This is a genomic window from Streptomyces yamdrokensis, assembly GCF_053890455.1.
This window is the reverse complement of the sequence record NZ_CM132679.1, coordinates 6876582-6898432: the sequence shown is the minus strand read 5'-3', so window position 1 is coordinate 6898432 and position 21851 is coordinate 6876582. Positions and strand designations below refer to the sequence as shown.

The 21851-nt window shown below is 71.1% G+C and carries 20 protein-coding genes; 9 read left to right on the top strand and 11 right to left on the bottom strand.

Annotated elements, in window-relative coordinates; all coding sequences use genetic code 11:
- Positions 1-50: 50 nt before the first annotated feature.
- Together ACWZEH_RS30460 and ACWZEH_RS30455 are read right to left on the bottom strand one after the other, a co-directional pair.
- Entirely contained in the window at positions 51-1121 is a 1071-nt protein-coding gene (locus tag ACWZEH_RS30460) for an aldo/keto reductase (protein ID WP_456194275.1), read from the bottom strand.
- 71 nt (positions 1122-1192) lie between these two features.
- The gene (locus ACWZEH_RS30455) at positions 1193-1918 is read right to left on the bottom strand and encodes an SDR family oxidoreductase (RefSeq protein ID WP_456194274.1); all 726 of its coding nucleotides are present in this window, start codon (positions 1916-1918) and stop codon (positions 1193-1195) included.
- 139 nt (positions 1919-2057) lie between these two features.
- Between ACWZEH_RS30455 and ACWZEH_RS30450 the strand changes: the two genes are divergently transcribed.
- Both ACWZEH_RS30450 and ACWZEH_RS30445 read left to right on the top strand, forming a co-directional pair.
- Positions 2058-2621 (top strand): TetR/AcrR family transcriptional regulator, encoded by a 564-nt coding sequence (locus ACWZEH_RS30450; protein ID WP_456194273.1) that lies wholly within the window; start codon positions 2058-2060, stop codon positions 2619-2621.
- A 216-nt stretch (positions 2622-2837) separates the two neighbouring features.
- Complete coding sequence (locus ACWZEH_RS30445) at positions 2838-3101, top strand: ArsR/SmtB family transcription factor (RefSeq protein WP_456194272.1); 264 nt, start codon at positions 2838-2840, stop codon at positions 3099-3101.
- Positions 3102-3154: 53 nt separating this feature from the next.
- Here the strand turns inward: ACWZEH_RS30445 and ACWZEH_RS30440 are convergent, their stop codons facing one another.
- Positions 3155-3967 carry an NAD(P)H-binding protein gene (locus ACWZEH_RS30440; protein WP_456194271.1) on the bottom strand — a complete coding sequence of 271 codons (813 nt, stop codon included), beginning with the start codon at positions 3965-3967 and terminating at the stop codon, positions 3155-3157.
- An 85-nt stretch (positions 3968-4052) separates the two neighbouring features.
- Here ACWZEH_RS30440 and ACWZEH_RS30435 point away from each other — a divergent pair, with 85 nt between their 5' ends.
- A complete protein-coding gene (locus tag ACWZEH_RS30435) occupies positions 4053-4466 on the top strand; it encodes a winged helix-turn-helix transcriptional regulator (protein WP_456194270.1) in 414 nt (137 codons plus the stop codon).
- A 78-nt stretch (positions 4467-4544) separates the two neighbouring features.
- Here ACWZEH_RS30435 and ACWZEH_RS30430 read toward each other — a convergent pair whose 3' ends face one another.
- Both ACWZEH_RS30430 and ACWZEH_RS30425 read right to left on the bottom strand, forming a co-directional pair.
- Positions 4545-4940, bottom strand: coding sequence for a VOC family protein (locus tag ACWZEH_RS30430; protein WP_456194269.1), 396 nt, complete (start codon positions 4938-4940; stop codon positions 4545-4547).
- 270 nt (positions 4941-5210) lie between these two features.
- A complete protein-coding gene (locus ACWZEH_RS30425; protein WP_456194268.1) occupies positions 5211-6851 on the bottom strand; it encodes a glycoside hydrolase family 43 protein in 1641 nt (546 codons plus the stop codon).
- An 887-nt stretch (positions 6852-7738) separates the two neighbouring features.
- Here ACWZEH_RS30425 and ACWZEH_RS30420 point away from each other — a divergent pair.
- Positions 7739-8614 (top strand): CAP domain-containing protein, encoded by an 876-nt coding sequence (locus tag ACWZEH_RS30420; RefSeq protein WP_456194267.1) that lies wholly within the window; start codon positions 7739-7741, stop codon positions 8612-8614.
- 113 nt (positions 8615-8727) lie between these two features.
- On the opposite strand, the gene ACWZEH_RS30415 is transcribed toward ACWZEH_RS30420, so the two are convergent.
- Entirely contained in the window at positions 8728-9492 is a 765-nt protein-coding gene (locus ACWZEH_RS30415) for a formylglycine-generating enzyme family protein (protein ID WP_456194266.1), read from the bottom strand.
- A gap of 739 nt (positions 9493-10231) precedes the next feature.
- Between ACWZEH_RS30415 and ACWZEH_RS30410 the strand changes: the two genes are divergently transcribed.
- Complete coding sequence (locus ACWZEH_RS30410; RefSeq protein ID WP_456194265.1) at positions 10232-10600, top strand: FxLYD domain-containing protein; 369 nt, start codon at positions 10232-10234, stop codon at positions 10598-10600.
- 99 nt (positions 10601-10699) lie between these two features.
- Positions 10700-11032 (top strand): deoxyxylulose-5-phosphate synthase, encoded by a 333-nt coding sequence (locus tag ACWZEH_RS30405; protein WP_456194264.1) that lies wholly within the window; start codon positions 10700-10702, stop codon positions 11030-11032.
- 488 nt (positions 11033-11520) lie between these two features.
- On the opposite strand, the gene betT is transcribed toward ACWZEH_RS30405, so the two are convergent.
- The 4 genes from betT to ACWZEH_RS30385 form a co-directional block, all read right to left on the bottom strand.
- Positions 11521-13644, bottom strand: coding sequence for a choline BCCT transporter BetT (gene betT, locus ACWZEH_RS30400; RefSeq protein WP_456194263.1), 2124 nt, complete (start codon positions 13642-13644; stop codon positions 11521-11523).
- Positions 13645-13864: 220 nt separating this feature from the next.
- Entirely contained in the window at positions 13865-15433 is a 1569-nt protein-coding gene (locus tag ACWZEH_RS30395) for a GMC family oxidoreductase (RefSeq protein WP_456194262.1), read from the bottom strand.
- Between the two features lie 97 nt (positions 15434-15530).
- Positions 15531-16997, bottom strand: coding sequence for an aldehyde dehydrogenase family protein (locus ACWZEH_RS30390; RefSeq protein WP_456194261.1), 1467 nt, complete (start codon positions 16995-16997; stop codon positions 15531-15533).
- 238 nt (positions 16998-17235) lie between these two features.
- Positions 17236-18303 carry an alpha/beta hydrolase gene (locus ACWZEH_RS30385; protein ID WP_456194260.1) on the bottom strand — a complete coding sequence of 356 codons (1068 nt, stop codon included), beginning with the start codon at positions 18301-18303 and terminating at the stop codon, positions 17236-17238.
- A gap of 448 nt (positions 18304-18751) precedes the next feature.
- Here ACWZEH_RS30385 and ACWZEH_RS30380 point away from each other — a divergent pair, with 448 nt between their 5' ends.
- The 3 genes from ACWZEH_RS30380 (at position 18752) to ACWZEH_RS30370 (ending at position 20936) form a co-directional block, all read left to right on the top strand.
- The gene (locus ACWZEH_RS30380) at positions 18752-19477 is read left to right on the top strand and encodes a TNT domain-containing protein (RefSeq protein WP_456194259.1); all 726 of its coding nucleotides are present in this window, start codon (positions 18752-18754) and stop codon (positions 19475-19477) included.
- A 13-nt stretch (positions 19478-19490) separates the two neighbouring features.
- Positions 19491-19766: a hypothetical protein gene (locus tag ACWZEH_RS30375; protein WP_456194258.1), complete on the top strand. Its 276-nt coding sequence runs from the start codon at positions 19491-19493 to the stop codon at positions 19764-19766.
- Between the two features lie 207 nt (positions 19767-19973).
- Positions 19974-20936, top strand: a complete 963-nt coding sequence (locus tag ACWZEH_RS30370; protein ID WP_456194257.1) for a DUF4232 domain-containing protein — start codon at positions 19974-19976, stop codon at positions 20934-20936.
- A gap of 320 nt (positions 20937-21256) precedes the next feature.
- On the opposite strand, the gene ACWZEH_RS30365 is transcribed toward ACWZEH_RS30370, so the two are convergent.
- Positions 21257-21778, bottom strand: a complete 522-nt coding sequence (locus ACWZEH_RS30365) for a hypothetical protein (protein WP_456194256.1) — start codon at positions 21776-21778, stop codon at positions 21257-21259.
- Positions 21779-21851 lie beyond the last annotated feature (73 nt).

Sequence of the window (21851 nt, the reverse complement as noted above, 5' to 3'; positions counted from 1 at the left end):
ATCATCAAAAACGTGGTGGTATGTCTGGATGTCGCGGTTCATGAAGTGAATCAGCGGCGGCTTTCGATCTTCATGTCGCCTGTGGTGACCGTGCGGATGTGGTCGCTGGCGAGCAGGCCGTGCGGATTGCCGAGGTCGATGGCGCTGACCTCGTCGAGGCGGGCCAGCTGGGAAGGAGCGAGGTCGACCTGCAGGGCGCCCAGGTTGTCTTCCAGTTGCGCGATGGTGCGGGCGCCGATGATGGGTGCCGTCACGCCCGGGGAGTGCAGGTTCCAGGCCAGTGCGACCTGGGCAGGTGTGCGGCCCAGCTCCGAGGCCACCTCCTTCACCGCAGCGGCGATGGCAAGATTACGGTCGGTGACCCATCCCAGGGCGGCGTTGAGGCTTTTGCGGTTGCTGGCGGTTTCGCCGGCAACCGGGCCCACCGGGTTCTGGTCCTCCCTGCTGTACTTGCCGGTGAGCACCCCGCCGCCCAGCGGGGAGAAGGAGACCACACCCAGCCCCATCTCGCGTGCCATGGGGATCAGGTCACGCTCCCCGGTACGGTCGATCAGGCTGTACTCCGTCTCCAGTGCGACCAGCGGCGACCAGCCACGCAGGTCGGCGATCGCCTGCATGCGCGACACCTGCCAGGCAGGGGCGCTGGAGATCCCCACATACAGAACCTTGCCCTGCCTCACCAGGTCGTCCAGGCCGCGCAGGATCTCCTCCACCGGCGTCCTGAAGTCCCATACATTCAGATAGAGCAGATCGATGTAGTCCGTGTTCAGCTGCCGCAGACTGGCTTCCACCGACGCCAGCATGCTCTTGCGGTGCGTACCCCCGGAATTGGGGTCACCGGGCTGGCGCAGCGTCGAGTACTTCGTCGCCAGCACCATTTCGGGGCGGTTGGTGCGGGTGAACTCGCCCAGCAGTCGCTCGGAACTGCCGTTGGTGTAGGTGCTGGCGGTGTCGAGGAAGTTGCCGCCGAGCCCGGTGTAGCGATCGAAGAGCCTGCGCGCCTCCTCGCGCTCGGCACCCCAGCCCCAGTCGTTGCCGAAGGTGGCCGCGCCCAGCGCCAGCGGTGAGACCCGCAGCCCGGAACGGCCCAGCAGCCGGTAGGTGTCGAGAGTGAGTGGCATCGCGTTCTCCTGTAGTTGTGGTACGTGGCGTTCGAAAGGTGCGGGCCGGTTGACCGGCAGGTGTCCGTATGTCAGGCGCCGAGCCCGTAGCCGCCGGCCACGGCGACGTCCTGGCCGGTGATATAGCCGGCGGCGTCCGAGGCGAGGAAGGCGACTGCCTCCGCGACCTCCTGGCTGGATCCGAAGCGCTCGAAGGGGATCTTCGCGCGCATGGCGTCCCGGCCGCTCTGGGGCACTCCCAGCTTGTCGAACAGTGGGGTGTCGGTGGCCCCGGGGCTCACGGCGTTGACGCGAATTCCGCGCGGAGCCAGTTCGAGCGCGAGCGAGGGCAGCATCGCCAGCAGCGCGCCGCGTGTCGCCGCCCCCACTGTGGCGCCAGGGCTGCCGCGACGGGATCCGATGCCCACGGTCAGGACGATCGAGCTGCCGTCGTTCATGAGGGGAAGGGCTTTTTGGAGGGTGAAGTACTGGCCCTTGAAGTTGAGGTCGGCGTGCTCGTCGAACGATCTCTCCGTCACATCGGCCACCGGTGCCGGACGGAATATCCCGGCGTTGAGGAAGAGCAGGTCCAGTGACCCGAACCGCTCCGACACCGCTGACATCAGAGCGTCGGTGTCGGAGAGCACGCGCGCATCGGATCGGACGACGAGCACGTCGTCGGGGAGCTCGGACCGTGCCCGTGCGAGGGAATCAGGATTCTGTCCGGTGACCGCGACCTGGTAGCCGCGGGCGTGCAGCAGCTCGGCCGTCGCTCTGCCGATCCCGGTCGTCCCCCCGGTGATGAGCGCTGTGGGCATGGCAAACCTTTCGTCGCTGAAGCAGTGGGCGGGACCGCTTCACAATCGGGGAACTCCCCGGTTGCCTCACCGTACACTGAACCGGGGACATCCCCAATTCGCTCCCGAGCCTCATCCGACACTCACGATCGCGAAGGTCATGACACCTCCACGCAGCACCCTGCGCGCCGACGCGCAACGCAACCGCGAGCAGCTGATCGTCACGGCCGCCGAAGCCTTCGCCTCCGGACGCGCGATCTCGCTGGATGCGATCGCCAAGCGCGCGGGAGTAGGGAACGCCACCCTGTACCGGCACTTCCCCACCCGAGAGGATCTGGTCGAAGAGGTCTACCGGGACCAGATCCGCCCCTTGCGCGAAGACGCGCGCACCCTGCTGGCTACCGAGCCGCCCGCACAGGCCCTCCACGCGTGGATGCTCCGGTTCGCCGACTGGGCCGGCGAACGACGCGGCATCTGCGAGGCCCTGGTCGCCATGAGCGCTTCCGGCCGCTTCGGCACCGGACCGGTCTGTGACGAGGTCCAGCAGGTCCTGGCGATGGTGCTCAAGGCCGGCGCCACATCAGGAGAACTGCGCAGCGACATCGACCCGACCGACGTAGGCGGCATCCTCGCCGGTTTGCTTTCCGTAGCCGGCGCACCCGAGCAGCGCCCCCAACTAAACCGCATGCTGGACGTCGTCGTCGACGGACTCAGGCCCCGCTAGGCGATACGCCAGCGGGTTCGGCGAGGCGTCGGCCTGTGCCGGACGACATGGCTGCTGCCGCGGCGGTCGTGGTACCCCAGACCTTGGTGAGGACCCACGGGATGGTCGCCTGCGTTCGGCTCGTTCCCCGCCCCGCGACGACGCCCGAAACGGCTCGTCAGGTGCTCCTGCCGTCCTGACCGCTCAAGAGCCTGGCCGTTCTCCTGGGGCGGGGGCTTGATTCTCGGCTCGGATCATTCGACGCAGGCCGCTCCGCCAACCGCCCTGGCCAACCTGCTCGGCCGCACCCGCGCCTGCGTCCTCGGCCACCTCACCCGGCCGGCCAGCACGACCGAACCGGCTCAGCGGTTGGAAGTCACTCCCGGCACGGTGAGCCGGCACCTCGGCGTCCTGCACCGCGCCGGACTGGTCACCCGGACCCGGCACGGACACCTCGTGCTCTACCTGCGCAGCCCCCTCGGCGACCGATTACTGACGTGACGTGGCGAGCCCAGAGGGACCGTGGGACAGGTTGGGGACTGGTTGCCGTGGGGCTACGCGATGGCTGCCGCGAGCGCGGAGCGGGGTGCACGGCCCAGCAGTCGTCGCAGGTCACCGTCGGTGCGGGACATGAACCCGGCCGCGATGGCGGAGTAGGTGCCCACCAGCATCGGCACCTGGAGCGGCTCGGCGCCGGCAGCGGCGATACGGGTGCGGGCCCGAGCGAGGGTCTCCGGTGTGTAGGTGACGTGCGGGCCGTGCGCGTCGGCCAGGTCGGCGCCGCCGATGGCCTGTTCACCGACGAGTTCGTAGATCCGGCCCGCGTGAGCGGGCGCCTCCAGCGTCACACGTGTGGCGGCCTCGGCCAGATCCGCCCGTGCGACGGCGGCCAGGCGGCCCTCGCCGAGCGGGGCAGTGATTCTCCCGTCGACCGACGGCGCCGCGAGCCCGCCCAGCAACTCCGCGTACAGGCCGTTGCGCAGGATCGTCCAGTCCATGGTGCTGTCCCGAAGCCGACGCTCGGTCCAGCGGTGCGGCAGCGCGTAGGGGAGATGATCGCCGTCGCCGGTCAGGCTCGTATAGACGACATGCCTCACGCCTGCCTTCCCTGCGGCGTCGACGGCGGCGCCGTGCCGGGCTATGACGGTGTCGTCCTCGCCGTAGCCCGCGGAGATCAGCAGCAGCACATCCACACCCTCGAAACCCCCGGCGAGGGTGGCGGGCTCGTCGAAGTCGATGCGGCGAACCGGCAGCCGGGTCTTGGGCTGTTGGGGGTCGCGTGTTCCGAGGACGGTGTCGTCGCGGGCGGCCAGCCGCTCGGCGATCAGCGTGCCCAGGGCACCGGTGGCGCCAGTAACCAGGATCATCAGGGTCTTCCCGTTCCGGTAGGTTCTTTTCGGTAACCGGGATCATCCTGCGGTTCCGCGCCGGGGAACGTAAGGAGGCACTTCCATGTCAGTGGGGCACACCGGGGTAACCACCGAGCCCGTCGTCAGTTGCGGCGATGAGCACGAGGACTGCGGGATCCGCGAGGTGCTCGATCGGATCGGCGACAAATGGTCGGTCCTGGTCGTCGTCGAACTGGCCCAGGGCGTCCGCCGTTTCCGGCAGTTGCAGCGTGCTGTACCCGGCATCTCACAGCGGATGCTCACGCTCACCGTGCGCCGGTTGGAACGCGACGGCCTGGTCACCCGGACCGTGCACCCCACGGTGCCCCCGCAGGTCGAGTACGAGCTCACGACGATGGGCCACAGTCTCACCCATCTGGTCAAGGCCCTCACGGACTGGTCGGCAGAGCACCGCGACACCATCGCGCGAGCACGCCAGGAATGGGACACCGAACATCCCGACTCCGGAATCCGGTGAGCAGGCGGGCGCCGGCACCCTGTCGACCACGACCGGGACGGCTTGATCAACCCCTCCGCGGGCTTCCGCGGAGCAGCACTACTCCTGCGGTGCCAGAGTGCGCAGGACGCAGAACTCGTTGCCCTCGGGGTCTGCCATGACCACCCAGCCCCGGTCCGGCCCTTGGCCCACATCCCTCCCGGTGGCACCGAGACCGAGCAGTCTGGTCACCTCGTCCTCGGTGCTGCCGTCGATCGGGCTGACGTCGAGGTGGAGCCGGTTCTTCACGCTCCTGCCCTCGGGCACCCGGACGAACAGCAGGGTGGGCGGCATCTGGCGGGCCCGGACCTCCTCGACGGTCGGCACCCAGGAGCCGATCTCGACCTTGCCCTCGCTCCGGTCGATCACCTCGAAGTCCAGGACCTCGCACCAGAAGGCCGCCAGCCTCCCAGGATCGTGGCAGTCGACGACCAGCTCGGTGAACCTACTCGTCATGACTCTCCCAGACAGGGCGACCACCGGGACACGGCTCACACCTCCACGACGAACCCCACGAAGCACGACCGCACCCCGGTCCACATCTCTCCCTTGACGGCGGGTGAGGCGGTACGGCACGGACCTCCCGTCCCCCGTCCGTGTGCCGGCGTGCCCACACACCGTAGAGGCTGAGCATCACCCCGTCGCCCCGGCGGTGCTCGGAGAGGTGGGAGCGGCCACCGCGGGCCGACCCGCATCGGCTTTGAGGTATTGGCGGTATCGGCGGCGTCAACGGGCCACGTGCCAGGTTGCCTCGTCGAAGTCGGCGGGCAGGCCACCTCCGGTGAGGTCCCAGGCCCACATGCCGACGAACGCGCCGGTGAAGCCGAGAGCCCTGATCTGTCCGTTCTCGAATTCCTCGGCATGCTCGTCGGACAGAACGGTGGCATCGAGGGGCGGGCCGACCGGGTGCCAACCGTCGTCGGTGGCGTAGCGGAAACGCAGGGCCGGCCCTTGGAGATCAAGGCCGAGACGCAGGCGGCGGATCCCGTCGAGAGGTATCCCGTCGGTCTCCTTCACGCTCAGCACACCGCGGTCGCGGCCTGCCACGCGCAGGACCGTCCGCCCCTCGTCGTCCGCCGTGACGTGCAGGAAATACCAGTTGCGTGTGTTGTAGTACGCGGTGATACCGGCCAGGTGCTGGAAGGACCGCGGCCTGTACTCCATCGTCGCCTCGAAGGCACCGTTCGCGGACGTCACCCGGCGGCCCACCAGACTGGGGCCGATCAGGCTCTGTGGCGAACGGCCCCCGTGCAGCCGCAGATGGGAGGGGCGGGCAGTGAGGGAGATCCAGTCGGGCGTCGCGGGACGCCGCAGCGTGGACCACTGCGGTCCGAGTACCGGCCGGTCGAAGCCGTCCGTCTCGCCGTCCTCGCCGTCCTGGGTCCGCGTCACCTCACCGCCGGCCTCACTGTCCCCGGTGACCAGGCCGGGGGCGGGGACTTCCGGGGCGGGCAGACCGGTGGGGACGCGCGGCCATCCGTCGCCGGTCCAGGTGACGGGTGCCAGCGCGGTCTCGCGGCCGAGCACGCACGGACCCCGGCGGCCCTCGGGCCGGGCGACGAGATAGGCCAGGTACCACTGGCCCTCCTTGATCTCGACGAGACTGCCGTGACCGGCCTTCTGCAGAGTCAGGTCCGGGTGGTGGCGGGCCGTGATCAGCGCCCCGTGCGGGTCGCGTTCGAAAGGGCCGGTCAGGGTGCGGGAGCGAGCGACGGTGACCTGGTGGTCGTAGCCCGTGCCTCCGTCCGCGGTCAGCAGGTAGTACCAGCCGGCGTGCCGGCAGAGGTTGGGGCCTTCGATCCAGCCGGCCTGCGGCGGCAGCACGATCCGCATCGGGTCTCCGATCAGACGGCGTGCGGAGCGGTCGTACCGGGTCGCCTCCAAGCCTGCCGAGCCACCGTGCCCCGGCCGCCAGTCGTGGACCAGGTTCAGCAGCCAACTGTCGGATCCGTCGTGGAAGAGGGACGCGTCGAAGCCCCGCGCGTGCAGCGGTACGGGATCGGACCAGGGGCCGTGGATCGACGGGGCCGTGGTGAGATGGTTGGGGCTGTCGGTGAAGCCTCCCGCATAGGTGGAGACGTTGCTGTAGACCAGGTGGAACAGGTCGTCCGCGTAGGTGAGGTTCGGCGCCCACACCCCGCCGGAGTCCGGGCAGCCGGTGAGATCGAGAAGGCGTGTGGTGTCCAGGGCACCGCCCAGCGGCCGCCAGTCCACCAGGTCACGGGAGTGGTGCAGCCGTATTCCGGGATGCCATTCGAATGTCGAAGTCGCCAGATAGAAGTCGTCGCCCACGCGCAGCACGGACGGGTCCGGGTGCGAACCCGGCAGGACCGGATTCCGGATGATCTGGGTGGCTGGCTGCCGCATGCGCCTCGTGCACCTTTCAAGCCATGGACGGCCGCGTCTGTGGAGGCCGTTGATCGCCGAGGACCGTAATGTCGAACACGCTTGCGCGCAATGGGCTGTCCGCTCGCCGCCCACATCCCCCTGCCAGGCGCCTCCTCCCCCACAAGCGCCCGTCCGCGCCGGCACCCGGACGTGTCCGTGCTGCCGGCGTGCGCTGCTGCCTCGTGTCCGACGCGGACACCGGGCCGAGGAACCTGACCGGCCCGGACACCCGGAAGAAGGACCCGAAGCTCCGGGAACCGGGCGAGAAGAACCCGAAGATCTTCAGCTGCCCGGGCCTTTCCGCTGTGACGCCTCTCCCGACCCGGCGTCTCGACGGCGCCGGTGTCCTGAGGACGAGCCCGCCGGACGTGTCCGTCAAACGGCTCGCCCCTGAACGAACGTGAGCACGATCCCGCCCTGGATGTGCCCTCGGGCGGCGCATCCGGCCTCGCCCCCACCCGGCACCCGGCACCCGGCACCCGCGGGGTGCTCCTCGGCCTCCGGGACCAATCCGGAATTGATTATTCCGTGACACCTGTCACACCGCGTCCGCGATCTACGCAGGCCGCTTAGTAGAACCCGCTCCGATGACATAAGGGATTTGTCCGGCTTGCCATGGGCGCGGGGCGGGCCGGGGCGGGCGGTGATCCGGTGGGGAACCGGGAGCCGCGGTTCCTTCGCCGGGCAAGGGCTTCTGACGAGGCGGCAGGCCGCCCGAGGGCCCTCCGCGAGCGGGTCGGCACGCTCTCCGGCCCGCCGCAAGACCCTCGCGGACCTACGAAGCCCGGTAGTACGACGGCCTTTGCGCCCTGTGCCGAGCCGTCCCAAGAATGACGACCTCCGGACAGCAGCAGGTGAGGTCACGCATGGGAAAGCATCGTCATCAGAAGCGGTACCGGCGGACGGTCGTCACGGCAGTCGCCATGAGCGCCATAGGCATACCCTCGGTCGCCATGGCCTGTGCCGACTGGCCCGGCAGCGGGCGACAGCAGAACCAGGACACCGCCGCCCCGGTCGCGGCCAAGGACGGGTGGGGCGACGCCGACCGGTACCGCCCGTGGAGCGGGCGGCAGCACGGCGGGCCCTCGACGGCGCCGTCGAGCACACCGGCCGCCACCGCGAGCCCCTCGAAGAGCGGCACGCCGAAGGACAGCGTCGCCAAGCCGTCGCACAGGCCGAAGAAGACGGCTCCCGAGACGTCCGCCTCCAGGCCCATCAGCACAGCCCCGAAGCCCACCACCGCGGCCCCGAAGCCCACCACCGCGGCCCCGGAGCCCTCTACGACCGCGCCGAAGCCCACCACGGCCGCCCCCGAGCCCACCACCGGTTCCTCGAGCCCCGCGGCGACGGGTGACACCAACGCCTCCGGAGCCGTCACCGAGGTCGTGGAACTCGTCAACGCCGAGCGCGGCAAGGCCGGTTGCTCCCCGGTGAAGGTGAACAACACCCTGACCGAGGCCGCACAGAACCACAGCGAGGACATGGCGGCAAGCGGCAGCATGTCGCACACCGGCTCGGACGGCTCCTCACCCGCCGACCGCATCACACGGGCCGGCTACAGCTGGAGCACCTACGGCGAGAACGTCGCCTACGGCTACTCCACTCCCGAACAGGTGATGGCCGGCTGGATGGCCAGCCCCGGTCACAGGGAGAACATCCTCAACTGCGCGTTCAAGGAGATCGGCGTCGGTCTCGCGCAGCCCGGTGACTACTGGACCCAGAACTTCGGCACGGCCCGGTAGCCGCCGTACGCTCACACCCGCCGGCGGTCTGCCGCCGGCGCGACGTACACGGCGCCGGAACGCGCACAGGCCGGTGCGGCTGAGAACGTACGGCCCCAAGGAGGTGCCGCCCGTCATGCGCGCCGGCACGGCGTCCGGCTCCACGCGGCCGGGGCCGCCGGGCGGAAGCCCACCCCGATCGCTTCAAGATCCGGCTCATAGACGCCGTGCCGGCGGGCGCACCGGGCCAGGTCCCGGTCGTGGCGGAACGCTCCGCCTCGGGTGACGTGCCGGTCGAAGGCCCAGTCCTCGGTGCCCGGCACCTCGGCGGGCGCGCCGGGGTAGGGAGCGTAGAGGGTGGAGGTCCACTCGTCGGCGTTGCCCGCCATGTCCAGCACGCCGAAGGGGCCGGCTCCGCCGGGGAACGAGCCGACCGGCATCGTGGTGCCGATGCCGAGGTCCACCAGATTGGCCAGGCCGGTGCGGTACTCCTCGCCCCACGGGAACTCCCGGCCGTCGTCGCCCCGCGCGGCGCGCTCCCACTCGTCCTCCGTGGGCAGCCGCACATCGAGGCCGAGCCGTCCCCCGAGCCACCGGCAGTAGGCCGTAGCCGCCTCCCAGGCGATCCCGATGACCGGGTGGTCCGCCGCCGGCGTCCGCGGGACCGGCCGGCCGGTGGCCGCCGCGAAGAGCGCCCACTGGCCGGCCGTGACCGGGGTGCGGGCGATCCGGAACGCGGGGACGTGGATCTCCGTGCGCGGGGCTTCTTTCATGTACCACTCCACCGGCACTCCGGTGTCCGCGTAGCGGCGGGCCACTGCCGCCACCTCGTCGACCGGTGTACCCCGACGCAGCAACCCGGCCGGGATCTCGACCCAGTTCACCTGCTCCACACGCACGGCTGCCTCCTCGGCTCGAACGGACCACTCTCATGATCACCTCGGTGGCCGGGGCGGGCATCGGCCGATGGACCCGTCTCGGCGGCGACCTTGGGACCAGGACGTCGGAACGGGACGGCCGAGCTCAGGCCCAACGAGCGGCGCACGTCAGCGTGTACCGGTGCGGCGGACCAGTTCGGTGAACGGCTCTTTGTCCTTCTCCAGTCACAACAGGCGAGTCCTCGCATCGGGTTCCGGACCGCTCGACCTCCGAGGGTCCGTCACCGCGTATGCGCTGCCCGTAGTTCTCGCCGGGCCCGTGCGGGCTTCGCCGCGCACGAGGCGGGAAGAACACCGCAGAGCGCGCAACGCAGGACGCAGAGCAAGGACAAGTGCCGCCTCCGCCCGACCCGCCGCACCTCCCGCCCCGTGCCCGCCTCCCGGCGCACCGCCCCGCAGAGGAGTCGCCGGCCCATGTCCGACAACAGCACCCCCGGGAGACCGGCACCGGAACCTTCGCCGGCCTCCGCGCCCCCGCCGCCCTCCACGCTGCCTCCCGCCCCGTACCCGGCCCCCCCGGGCACACCCGGCTCCTGAGATCGTTCAGGATCCTCATGGCCATCGGGCTCCGACGCTCCCGGCCGGTCCCCGGCCCGGAGCGGGAACGGGGCGGCGCACTCCCGTACTCGCCGTCGTCGCCGCGTTCCTCGCCGGTGGCGGCGTCGCCTGGTGGGTTCTGGGCGAGGACGGCGGCGACGTGATGGCCCATGTCGAGGTCTCGGGCGGTGAGCTCGTCGCCGACGACAGCGACGACGCGTACTGCGACGACGACGACATCTACTCGTACAACGACTGCGACGCGGACCCCGACGGGACGTACGAGTTCACCTGCCGGATCACCAACAGGGGCGACGGGCCCGCCAACTACTCCGTCGTCGTCAACGCCTTCGACGAGGACGGCGACTTCGTCGGCCAGACCTACGTGGGCACGACCCACCTGGAGGCCGGCGACACCGAGTCCGACGAGGGCGAGTTCAGCGGGTACAGCGACTTCGAGGGCAACCGTGAAGTCTCCGACACAGCCTCCGTCGAGGTCGCCCACGCCGAACGCACCGCACTGGCCAACTGAGCCGCCACGGCCGGCGCGACGGGCACGGCCGGGCTGTCGCTCCGGGGTCGTCCCGTAATCATGTCGAACCCGGGCCGCCCGCCGCCTACTCTGGCCGACATGGGACGCGCGAAGACCTCCTACGTCTGCCTGCCCTGCCGGGCCTCCTGCAAGCAGACCTACGCCAGGGACGGGCAGCAGCGGATCTGCCCCCGCTGCGCGGAGCCGCTCATCCACGTGGGCATGGCCTTCGCCGCACCTCCGCGTCGGGACACCGCGGCCTGGCGCACCCTGTCGGTCCTGCTGCACGCGGGTGTCCACTTCCACAGGAATTGCTGCGGCGGGCCCGGTTACCGGCCTCGCACGCTGCGCGAGGTGCGCGAGCGGATGACGTACGCCCGGCGCACCGGCGAGCCCTTCGCCAGGGCCCTCGTCCGTCCTGACATACCGTGACGCAGCCGTCGGCCCGGCTCCGGTTCCCGGCGGTGGCACGGGCCGATCCCGACCGGCCGGCGGACGGGCGCGGGACACGTGGGGTACCGCGCCCGGGGTACCGCGCCCGTCGACGGGTCGAGGGCGCGGCGCGCGCGGTGTGGGTCAGCAGGCGCTGTCGGCCCGGTTGGTGGACTTCCTGAACGCCGCCCGGGTGGCGGACCCGGCGGTGCGGTCGAGCGCGCCGGATTCGGTGGAAGGCATCCTGGCCACGCCGCCACCGTGTCCCCTCGGGGCGCGAACGCCCCTGCCGCGCCCCGAGGGGACACGGCCGCCTCGCCCGCCCCTCCTCACCCCGCCGGCGGAGTGCCGCGGCGGACCCGCCCACGACGCACTCTCCCCGGCAGGACCACCGGCTCCGCAGGAGGCGGCCGGTCCACAAGGTCGCCACCGGGTCGGGAGCGTCCGCCGGGATCGGTGTTGCGGAAGAACGTCGCCCGGAGACGGGCCTACTCCGGCAGGTGTGCCTCCGGCGCGTCCGGGCGGTGGTCGGGGAAAGCCGATCCGGCCGCCGCCTCGTGGTGCAGCCGCAGGAACTCCAGGTGCCGCTCGTACTGGTCGAGGCTGTCGGCGATGAGCTGTTCCTTGGTGTAGCCCATCACGTCGTAGCCCTGGTTGCCCTCGGCGAGCTGGACCTCGAAGCGTACGTAGGTGTCGTGGGTGCTGACCGACTTGGTGGCGAACGCGGGCGTCGGCAACTCCACGGGCCAGATCCGGTAGACGAATTCGTCGCTCGGGCCGCTCGGTACCCTGAGGCCGACATGCGTGAGGTCGTTCTCCTCGTCGACCCCTTCCAGGAATTCCGCTTCCACCCCCTGTTCCCGCAGCTCCTGGACGACCTCCTGGAAGGCGGGGCGGCCCACTTCGTCGACGAATCTGGTGGCCGCCCGCCGGCCGGGGAACGCCATCACCCGCGCCAGCCGGGCCCGCCAGTTCCGGGCCCCCGGCGGGCCCTGCTGCGTGGTGCGCCCGGAGAGCGACGCCGGCAGCGTGGTGGTCAGCGCCTCCGCCCTCATCCGTTCGGTGCGCAGCGCCAGATAGAGCCCCGCCATGATCAGGAACATGACGAAGGAGAAGGGCAGCCCCATGATGATGGTGGCGTCGGTGAGTGCCTGCACACCGCCCACGAGGAGCATGGCGAGGGTCAGCAGCCCTGTCGTCACCGCCCAGAAGATGCGCAGCCACGGGGCCGCGTCGGTCACCGGGGTGGGAAGATCCGCGCTGAGGTTGCCCATGACCAGGGCCCCGGAGTCGGCGGAGGTGACGTACAGCAGCAGCCCGACGAACGTGGCGAGTCCGACGCTGAACAGGGCACCCGGGTACTGGTCCAGCAGGCCGTAGAAGCCCTGCTCGGGGGCGTTCATGGCCGTTTCGCCGAACTCGGTGTTCCCGTCGCGCACCAGGAACAGGGCACTGTTGCCGAAGACCGCCAGGAAGAGGCCGGTGAAGAGGAACGGGATGATCAGCGTCGCCGCGACGAACTGACGCAGGGTGCGGCCCCGGGAGATGCGTGCCAGGAACAGCCCGACGAACGGCGCCCAGGCGATCCACCAGGCCCAGAAGAAGAGCGTCCACGCGTCCAGCCACTCGGTGGGCTGGTCGTAGGCGAAGGTGTTCAGGGTCATCGACGGGAAGCGGCTGACGTAGTCCCCGACGTTCTGGACGAGGGAGTTGAGCAGCCGGAACGGTTCACCCACGACCAGGATGAAGAGCATCAGCAGGACGGCCAGAAGGACGTTGAGCTGCGACAGCCGGCGGATACCCTTGTCCACACCGGCCACCGCGGACACCGTGGCCATCACCACCGCCACGGCGATCAGGCCGATCTGCGCGGGAAGCCCCTCCGGTACGCCGAAGAGGACCTTCAGTCCGTAGTTCAGCTGCACCACGCCGATGCCGAGCGACACGGAGATGCCGAACACGGTGCCGAGGATGGCAGCCAGGTCGACGGCGTCACCGATCCGTCCGTGGATCCGGCGGCCGATGATCGGGTAGAGCGCGGAGCGGATCGCGAGCGGCAGCCGGTACCGGAAGGCGAAGTAGCCCAGTGCCATGCCCATCAGCGCGTACATGGCCCAGCCGGTGATGCCGTAGTGGAACAGGGTCCACACCACGGCCTGCCGGGCGGCCTCGACCGTCTCCGGGTCGCCCTCCGGCGGCGTGAGGTAGTGGCTGACGGGCCCGGCGACCGAGAAGAACATCAGGTCGATGCCGATGCCCGCCGCGAAGAGCATCGCCGCCCATGCGAAGAGACCGTAGTCGGGCTTGTAGTGCTTGGGCCCCAGCTTGACCGTGCCGTACTTGGAGGCACCGATGAAGACGACGAACGCCAGGTACAGGGTCGCGGCGAGGAAGTAGTACCAGCCGAACCACGAGGAGATCCTGTCGACCGCCACTCCGATGACCGACTCCGCACCGGAGGGCGTGATGATCGCCCAGATCGAGATCGCGAGGATCAGTACGGCCGCCCCGTAGAACACCACGGGTTTGAGCGTGCCCGTGCCCGCCGTCCCGGCTTCCGCCGTCGGTTCCTCCGGTGCTGTTCCGGCGCTCTTGTCTCCTGCGGTCGACACGGCCGTTTTCCTCCTTGGTCGAGGGTCAGGGCGTCGGCTCGCGGCGGCCGGCGGCGGTTGCCGCGGCGCACGGAGCGCGGGAGACCTCTCGTCGGTGTCCGGACTCGCTGTGGTACGGGTGGTACGGCAGTGTCCTGGTGGTTCCGTGTCCCCGTCCAGCACCGGTGAAACATGTCGACCTCGTTCTCCGGCCCCGGGTCCCGGACTGCTACGGGCCGGGTCACCGCCCCGTCCCCCCGGCGGGCCCGGGGCGGCCGGTGAGCAGGTCGGCGGCGCGTTCGGCGGTGAGCAGGACGGTCACCATGGGGTTGATGGTGGGCATCGTCGGAAACACCGACGCGTCGACGATGCGCACGCCCTCGACGCCACGCAGCCTCAACTCGGGGTCGCAGACGGCCATCGGGTCGTCCGCGGCGCCCATGCGGCAGGTGCCCGCCGGGTGGTAGACGGTGTGCGCCGCGCGGCGCCCGTACTCCGACAGGTCCGCGTCGGAGGTGACGTCCGGGCCGGGTGCGACCTCGCGGACGAGCCAGCCGCTCAGCGGATCGGTCGCCGCGATCTCGCGGGCGATCTTCAGGCCCTCAACGACGGTGCGTTCGTCGTGGCCCTCGGGATCGGTGAAGTACCGGAAGTCCAGAGCGGGATGGTCGGTCGGGTTGGCGCTGCGCAGCCACATGCGGCCGGTGGAGCGGGCGCGCGGCACGTTCGGCGTCATGCACACCCCGTGTTCCGGAACGGGGTAGCCCAGCCGTTCGGTGTTGACGGTGAACGGCACCTGGTAGAAGTGGAACATCAGGTCCGGGCGCGGCTGGCCGGCCTCCAGGCGCAGGAACAGGCCGGCGTCGGAGTCCATCGCGGAGTTGGGCGGCAGTGGGCCGTCGGTCTCCCAGACGATCACCGACTCGGGGTGGTCCAGCAGGTTCTCCCCCACGCCGGGCAGGTCGGCCCGCACGTCGATGCCCAGGCGGCGCAGGTCGTCGGCCGGCCCGATGCCGGACAGCATCAGCAGCCGCGGGGTGTCGACGGCGCCGGCGCACAGCAGGAGTTCGCGCTCGGCGCGCACGGTGGCCGGCTCGCCGTCGGCGCCGCGGACGGCGACGCGGGTCGGCCTCCCCGACTCGTCGTCGAGCAGCCGGTGGGCCCAGGTCTCCAGGAGCAGGGTGAGGTTGGGGCGGTCCAGGACCGGGTGGAGGTAGGCGACGGAAGCGGAGGAGCGCAGGTTGCCCTCCGGCTCGTAGGCCAGGGAGAAGAAGCCGGTGCCGTCGGCGAAGGGCTCGGCGTTGAAGTCGTCGACGACGGGGACTCCGGTGGCCCGGGAGGCGGCGGTGACGAAGTCCTTGGCGATGGGGTTGCGGTCGGCCTCGGCCACCGGGACGATCTTGGTGAGCAGCCGGTCGCGGTAGGGAAGGATCGTCGCCGGGTCCCAGCCGGTGCAGCCGTGGGCCACCCAGTCGTCGAGGTCCTGCGGCAGGGGCAGGAAGCTGATCAGCGTGTTGTGGGAGGAGCAGCCGCCCAGGACACGGGCACGCGAGTGCAGGATGTGGGAGTTGCCGCGCGGCTGCTCGACGGTGGTGTAGCCGTAGTCGAACTCCGAGCCGAGCAGGTTGATCCAGTTGCGCAGGCGCAGGATGCGGTCGTCGCCGATGTCGCTGGGGCCGCCCTCGATGACGCAGACGCGGCAGTCGGGGTCCTCGCTCAGGCGGGCGGCGAGCACGCAGCCGGCGGTGCCGCCGCCGACGATGACGTAGTCGTAGGCGGACTCGGCGCCGTGCGGGGTGGTGGAGGCCATGGGATGCCTTTCTTCGGCAGCCGTCGGGGGCGGACGGGCCAGGGGCTGCGGGCTGCGGGCTGCGGGCTGCGGGCTGCGAGCGGTGTGTCGCGCCTGGTCAGCCCTTGAACCAGCCGGAGGGCGCGGGGGCCAGGTTCTGGTAGATGTGCTTGGCCTCCTGGTATTCGCGCAACCCGGTGGGGCCCAGCTCGCGCCCCACGCCGGAGCGGCCGAAGCCGCCCCACTCGGCCTGCGGCACGTAGGGGTGGAAGTCGTTGATCCACACGGTGCCGTGCCGCAGCCGCTGGGCGACGCGCTGGGCGCGGCTCGCGTCGGAGGTCCACAGGCCGCCGGCCAGGCCGTAGCGGGTGTCGTTGGCCAGTTCCACCGCCTCGTCCTCGGTGCGGAAGCGTTCGACGGTGACGACCGGTCCGAAGACCTCCTCCTGGACGATGCTCATGGACCGGTCGCAGTCGGCGAAGACGGTCGGCAGGAGGAAGAAGCCGCTGCTCAGCGCCGGGTCGTCGGGGCGGGTGCCGCCGGTGACGAGCCGTGCGCCCTCCTTGCGGGCGGCGGCGATGTGGCGTTCGACCTTCTCCCGGTGCTCGGCGGAGCTGAGGGGACCGCTCTCGGTGCCCTCCTCCATGCCGTTGCCGAGGCGGATCGCCCGGGCGCGCCGGGCGAGGGCGTCCACGAACCGGTCGTGCAGGGAGTCCTGGACCAGCAGCCGTGAGCCGGCGGAGCAGACCTGCCCGGAGTGCAGGAAGGCGGCGTCCAGCGCGTAGTCCACGGCGGCGGCGAAGTCGGCGTCCTCGAAGACGATGTTGGGGTTCTTGCCGCCCAGTTCCAGGGCGATGTTCTTCGGCCCCTTGGCGGCGGCGGCCATGATGGCGCGTCCGGTGGCCAGACCGCCGGTGAAGGACACCAGGTCGACCTCGGGGTGCTCCGTCAGGGCGGCGCCGACCCTTGCCCCGGAGCCGAGCACCAGGTTGGCGACGCCGGGAGGTGCGCCGGCCTCCTCGATCAGCCGGATCATGGCGATCGTGGTGAGCGGTGTGGTCTCGCTGGGTTTGAGGACGAAGGTGTTGCCGGCGGCCAGCGCCGGCGCCACCTTCCACGAGGCCTGCAGCAGCGGGTAGTTCCAGGGGGCGATGAGCGCGCACACCCCGACGGGCTGGTAGACGACGCGGCTGAGGACGTCCGGGCCGACGTCCACGACCCGGCCCCCGTCCTTGCCCGCGAGTTCGGCGAAGTAGCGGAAGGCGTTCGCCACGTCCTCCACGTCGATGCGGGCCTCGGTCAGCGTCTTGCCGGTGTCGAGGGTCTCGGTGCGGGCGATCTCGTCCCGGTCGCGCAGCAGCAGGTCGTGGACGCGCAGCAGGAGGTCGGCGCGGTGGCGGGTGGGGGCGTTCGCCCACTCCTCCTCCTCGAAGGCACGCCGGGCGGCGCGCACCGCGCGGTCCACGTCGGTGGCGTCCGCCTCGTCGACGGTGGTGACGACGGAGGCGTCGTACGGGTTGACCACCTCCCGCTGCCCGCCGGCCGCGGCCTGCGTCCACTCGCCGTCGATGTACAGCTCGCCCACCGCGGGGCCTCCTTCGCATCCGGCCGGTGCCGGCCGGTGTGCCGGTCGGCGACACGGCCCATCGTGCGGTCGGCGGCCGCGGGGCGCACCTCCACGATCGCGACCGGGTGGTCCGGACGGTCCCCGCGACGCCCCCGTGATGTCATGTCCGGTTCACGTGTTGCCGCGGGGTGCGGGGTGCGGGCAGGCCGGTTCCGTGCGCCGGCGCCGCAGTGGTCGGCCGCTGCCGGACCGGGGTTCAGCCGTCGACCCGCAGGGCGTCGAGCAGCATCGGCAGGGAGGCGTGCAGCTCACGTTCCCAGTACGCCCAGCCGTGGGTTCCCGGCCCGTAGAAGTGCGTGGTGACGTGCTTCGCGCCCACGCGTTCCAGCTCGGCGGCGAGGGCGTGGTTCTGCCGGTTGAAGTCGGCCTCGAGCGCGCTGGTGGCGCCCGGCGGGTCCAGGGGGCCGGTGGTGCCGTCGCCGCAGGACAGGTGGACGGGGACCGACCTGAGCCGCTCGGCCAGGTGGAACGGGTCGTGGGCCTGCCAGATGCGGCGCTGCGCGACCGGGTCGCCCCAGACGCGCAGCGGGTCGTCGCCCTGGCCTGCGAAGAAGCCCATGATGCGATCGGCCGACTCGTCGTTCAGCAGGGGATGGGCGGAGCCGGAGTACGCGGCGGCCGCCTTGAACATGCCGGGGTGCCGGGCGGCGTACTGCAGGGCGCCCTGGCCGCCCATCGACAGGCCGGCCACGACGCGGTGGGCGCCTGCGGCCCAGTCCCGCTCCAGAAGGTGGCGCAGCTCGACGGTGTGGAAGGTCTCCCAGGCCGGGGCGCCGCCCCGGCCGTGGTTCCACCAGTCGCTGTACCAGCCGTTCCAGCCGGCCTCCGGCATCACCACGAGGACGTCGTCGCGCAGGCTGTCGATCCCGGCGACATCGGTGAGGCCGGTCCACGAGGTGTAGTCGCCGCAGCAGCCGTGCAGCAGCCAGAGGGTCGGCCAGTGCTGACGCCGGTCACGGGGGTTCCAGCCGTCGGGGGTGAGGAGGCGCACCTTGACGGTCCGGCCGCCCAGGGCCCGCGATCCCACCGACAGGTCGGCCTGCCGCTCGGCGACCCGGGTGACCGCGACGACCTCGGCCCCGCCTCGCGGCTTCGCGGAGCGGACGGTGTCGGCAGTCCCGTTCGTGGCAGCGGCGGGCGCGGCCGGTGTGAGAACGATGAACAGCAGTACGGCGAGGAGGAGCGGGACGCGTGTTCGGTGGGGCAGGACGGCGGTCACGTGCGCGATCACGGCGGCTCCCCGTGGTTCGGTTCCTCGCTGCATGAACGGGGCGACCGGGCCGGGCAGGTGCCTGCCCGTCGGGATCGTCGACCGTGGCCCCGCCTCATGGTGACACCCCTGCGGACGGCCCGACAGTGCACGACCGCCGGCAGGAGGGCGGTTGTCCTCTCTCTGGTTCCTCGCTCCATCCACTGCTCGGCCAAAAGCAGTTGAGCGACGGGAACGAGCGCCCTGCGACGGTCCGGCCGGCCCTTTTCCGCGTCGTCGGCCACGAGAACGCGTGTCCTTGCCGTCACGCGATCGTTGGTCTTCACGTCGAAACGCCGAACCAGCCGGGACGGCCACCTCCTGACTGCGGAAGCCGGGCGACAACGCCCCGACGACATCGGCCCTGGCATTGGCCACCGCCGCTGTTCACCTTGCCACTGCGCGCCCCAGCGGGTGGCCTCGTACGAGCCGGGGCGCCCCGACGAGCACCGGAGTACGACACGTGAAGAACCGCTCACGCGCGGCCCTGTCCGCCCTGACCCTGGCATTCGCCACCGCGCTGTCCCCGACGACCGCGACCGCCGCCACCCCCGCGGCCCCCGCGACCTCCGCGACCTCCGCGACCGAGGAGCATCACCGGACGGGACGAACGGCCCCGCGTCCGGCCCCGTGCACCGGCGCGTACCGGGGCGATGCCCGGCTGGGTCCAAAGGCCCTGCCCCGTCCCTGGGAGGCCCCGGTGGGACCGCTGCTGAAGGACTACCGGCGCACCGGTGACCTCTCCCCCGGCGCGTTCCTGGCCAAGTACTGGAAGGACGAGGATCCTGAGGGGCCGGCGGGGTGGAAGTACCCGCCCAACGACGGGTTCGCCGAGGTCAACGGGGAGGTCGACAAGCACGTGGAGGTCCTGGAGCCGGGTGAGGACCTGGACCGCTTCGGTTCCGAGTACGGCTCCTACCTGGCCCCCGCCGGCGACCCCTACGCCAAGCGGGCGCTGCCGCCGCAGAACCTCAACACCCGTGAGCCGGCCTACCCGTGCGACTACCACCGCTACACCGTCACCCAGCCCTTCGCCGTCTGGCAGGGCGGCATCGCCCCCTGGTTCGAACAGCCCGGCGGCGGGCAGCAGATCAAGCTCGACCCCGCTCTGCTCACCCCGGGCGACGGCGAGCGTCTGAACGTCAGATGGCTCCTGGACAACGGCTACCTCGCTCACGCGGCGGGCTGACCCGGGTCTGCCGGTGAACCGCGGCACTCTGCGCACCGTCCTGCGCGCCCTGGGCGTGCGGGACGGCCACTACTACATCGAGGGCGTGCACGAGCCCTCCCCCCTGCCGACCGACTTCCTCTACCTGCGCCGCTCCCGCACGGCCCCGGACATGTGGGAGACCGGCGCCTACGAACGGGGCACCTGGGCGGTCGTCACCCGGCACACGCGGGAGGAATCGGCCTGCACGCACCTCCTGCGCCTGCTGACCGGAACCGGAAACCCGCCCTCGGGCGGAAGCACCCCGTAGGACGCCTCCACCCGGACTTGCCCCCATAGCGGTGCCCCCTCCTGCCCGAGCGTGGATCGAGGAAACCGACGAACCACGAGTGGCCGCTTCCGGAGCTGCGTCTCCCCCTGTCTCCCCCTGTCTCCCCGCCCCACTTGTGACACCCCTGTGACCGGAACTGTGACCTCTGTCGCACGCACGGGGGCCACACCTTGATGAGATGACCGGATGCCCAGACTCGCCGGCCTCCGCCCGGCTTCCACCGTGACCATCCCCTTCCTGTCGGCTCTCGCCGCGACCGTTCTGCTGCTCACGGCCTGTGGGACGGAGCGCACGGGCGCCGGGAGCACTGGTGCCGACGCGGCCGCGTCGCAGGACGGCACGCGGATCGACGATCCGGGCAGGGACGGCGTGCGGATCACCTCGCTGACCCTCCCGTCGGCCTCCCCCTCGCCCACCCGCAGCCACTCCGTCTCCGCCGACAGGCTCACCACGGGCTCGGACTCGGGGGTCTTCGCCACCTACGAGGTCACCAACGAGGGCACCGAGACCCTGACCTACTCGGTCGTCTTCACCTTCACGAGCGGTGACGGCGGGGCCGTGACCAACCGCACCGGGACCGTGCGCGATGTCGGCCCCGGACGGACCGTGCGGGGCACGGTCCGGGCCGGGGAGCTGCCGCCCACCGCACCGCGGGTGACGCAGGTCGAGGTGCTCGAAGTGACCAAGGTCCCCGCGGGCGAGGCGCCGGCCGAACCGGGCGCCTGCCCCGCCTCCGGGATCCGGGTCAGCGCCGACGAGGGCAACGCGGCCATGGGACTGCGCGTCGTGAGCCTGCGCCTCGACAACTGTGGCACGCGCGTCTACACCGTCGAGGGCTACCCGCTGCTGGAGCTCCTGGACGACGGCCTCGAGCCCGTCGACGGCGTCGAGGTCCTCGACGGCAGCGGTGAGATCACCACCGGCGCCGGGCCCGACGAACAGCCCCGGCCCGTCACGCTCGAGCCCGGCGAGTCGGCGACCGCCGGCCTGGTCTGGCGCAACACCACCGAGTTCGGTACGCCGGTGAACGTGCCCCACGTGCGGGTCCGGGCGAAGGAGGGTGCCGACCCGGTGACGGTGACCCCGCACCTCGATCTCGGAACCACCGGGAAACTCGGGGTCAGGCCCTGGGAAAAGGCGGAACGCTGAAAAACCTGAGTCAGTAACGAGCAAGCGGCTCCGTCGCTGTGACCGGTGGGTCGGGGCGGACAGGGGCCGAGTACCTCGTCGACCAGGTCTGCGACGAACCGGGCGAGGTGGTCCCCGGGCAGCCAGTCGCCCGGCGAGGGAGGCAGCAGCAGGACCTGGTGCGGGTCGAACGCCCGGAACGCCTTGTCCAGCGGCGTCGGACGGTCCTGCCGCCGCCTCGCCTCGACCGGCTCGGTCTCGAACAGCCCATCCCCGCCGCGCCTACCGGGATCATGCCGCCCGAAAGATCACGAGACACAGGCGGGTTGCCCGATGCGCTCCTAGCCGACCTGCTGCAATGCCCAGTAGTGCGGCTCGATGGGAGCCTGCCTCACCACGAGTCGGCCAACTACGTCGGGACTGTCCACCAGCTTCCCCCACGAGCCGGATCGGTCGCCGGGGGTGTGCTCGATGTCGGCCCACACCACGCTGCCGGGCCCGGCGGAGCCGTAGAAGACGGTCCACTCGGCGTACTTGTCAGCGCAGTTGTTGACCGCCACGCGGTGCTCCGTCGTCACACTCAGGCAGGTACGCGGGTTCGAGCCCGGCGCGGAGACCTCCATTGTTCCGTTGGGGCGTTGCCGTACCTGCCAGTTCGCCGAGGTGGACGCGTTGTCCGTGCAGGCGCCCAGCGACACCGCGCCGATACTCCCGTGCGTTTTGGGCCAGACCAGGCACTTGCCGTCCTGGAGAGCCGCGAACCGGTAGACCCCGTCGACGATCGGGGCGGCGTGGGCGGGTTGCGCGAGTGACGCAACGGCCGCAACCGCGGCGGTCATGATGGCGATGACGCGTGAACGCATGGGATGGGACTCCTCGAACAGCCGTGGCCGACGCACATTCCGCCGGAGACGGCGGCGGCATCGATCCTGGGAC

What these genes read in the sequence shown, in the direction of transcription:
- ACWZEH_RS30460 (WP_456194275.1), bottom strand. Translation starts at nt 1,121, where the DNA reads ATGCCACTCACTCTCGACACCTACCGGCTGCTGGGCCGTTCCGGGCTG.
- ACWZEH_RS30455 (WP_456194274.1), bottom strand. Translation starts at nt 1,918, where the DNA reads ATGCCCACAGCGCTCATCACCGGGGGGACGACCGGGATCGGCAGAGCG.
- ACWZEH_RS30450 (WP_456194273.1), top strand. Translation starts at nt 2,058, where the DNA reads ATGACACCTCCACGCAGCACCCTGCGCGCCGACGCGCAACGCAACCGC.
- ACWZEH_RS30440 (WP_456194271.1), bottom strand. Translation starts at nt 3,967, where the DNA reads ATGATCCTGGTTACTGGCGCCACCGGTGCCCTGGGCACGCTGATCGCC.
- ACWZEH_RS30435 (WP_456194270.1), top strand. Translation starts at nt 4,053, where the DNA reads ATGTCAGTGGGGCACACCGGGGTAACCACCGAGCCCGTCGTCAGTTGC.
- ACWZEH_RS30430 (WP_456194269.1), bottom strand. Translation starts at nt 4,940, where the DNA reads ATGACGAGTAGGTTCACCGAGCTGGTCGTCGACTGCCACGATCCTGGG.
- ACWZEH_RS30425 (WP_456194268.1), bottom strand. Translation starts at nt 6,851, where the DNA reads ATGCGGCAGCCAGCCACCCAGATCATCCGGAATCCGGTCCTGCCGGGT.
- ACWZEH_RS30420 (WP_456194267.1), top strand. Translation starts at nt 7,739, where the DNA reads ATGGGAAAGCATCGTCATCAGAAGCGGTACCGGCGGACGGTCGTCACG.
- ACWZEH_RS30410 (WP_456194265.1), top strand. Translation starts at nt 10,232, where the DNA reads ATGGCCCATGTCGAGGTCTCGGGCGGTGAGCTCGTCGCCGACGACAGC.
- ACWZEH_RS30405 (WP_456194264.1), top strand. Translation starts at nt 10,700, where the DNA reads ATGGGACGCGCGAAGACCTCCTACGTCTGCCTGCCCTGCCGGGCCTCC.
- ACWZEH_RS30395 (WP_456194262.1), bottom strand. Translation starts at nt 15,433, where the DNA reads ATGGCCTCCACCACCCCGCACGGCGCCGAGTCCGCCTACGACTACGTC.
- ACWZEH_RS30385 (WP_456194260.1), bottom strand. Translation starts at nt 18,303, where the DNA reads ATGCAGCGAGGAACCGAACCACGGGGAGCCGCCGTGATCGCGCACGTG.
- ACWZEH_RS30370 (WP_456194257.1), top strand. Translation starts at nt 19,974, where the DNA reads ATGCCCAGACTCGCCGGCCTCCGCCCGGCTTCCACCGTGACCATCCCC.
- ACWZEH_RS30365 (WP_456194256.1), bottom strand. Translation starts at nt 21,778, where the DNA reads ATGCGTTCACGCGTCATCGCCATCATGACCGCCGCGGTTGCGGCCGTT.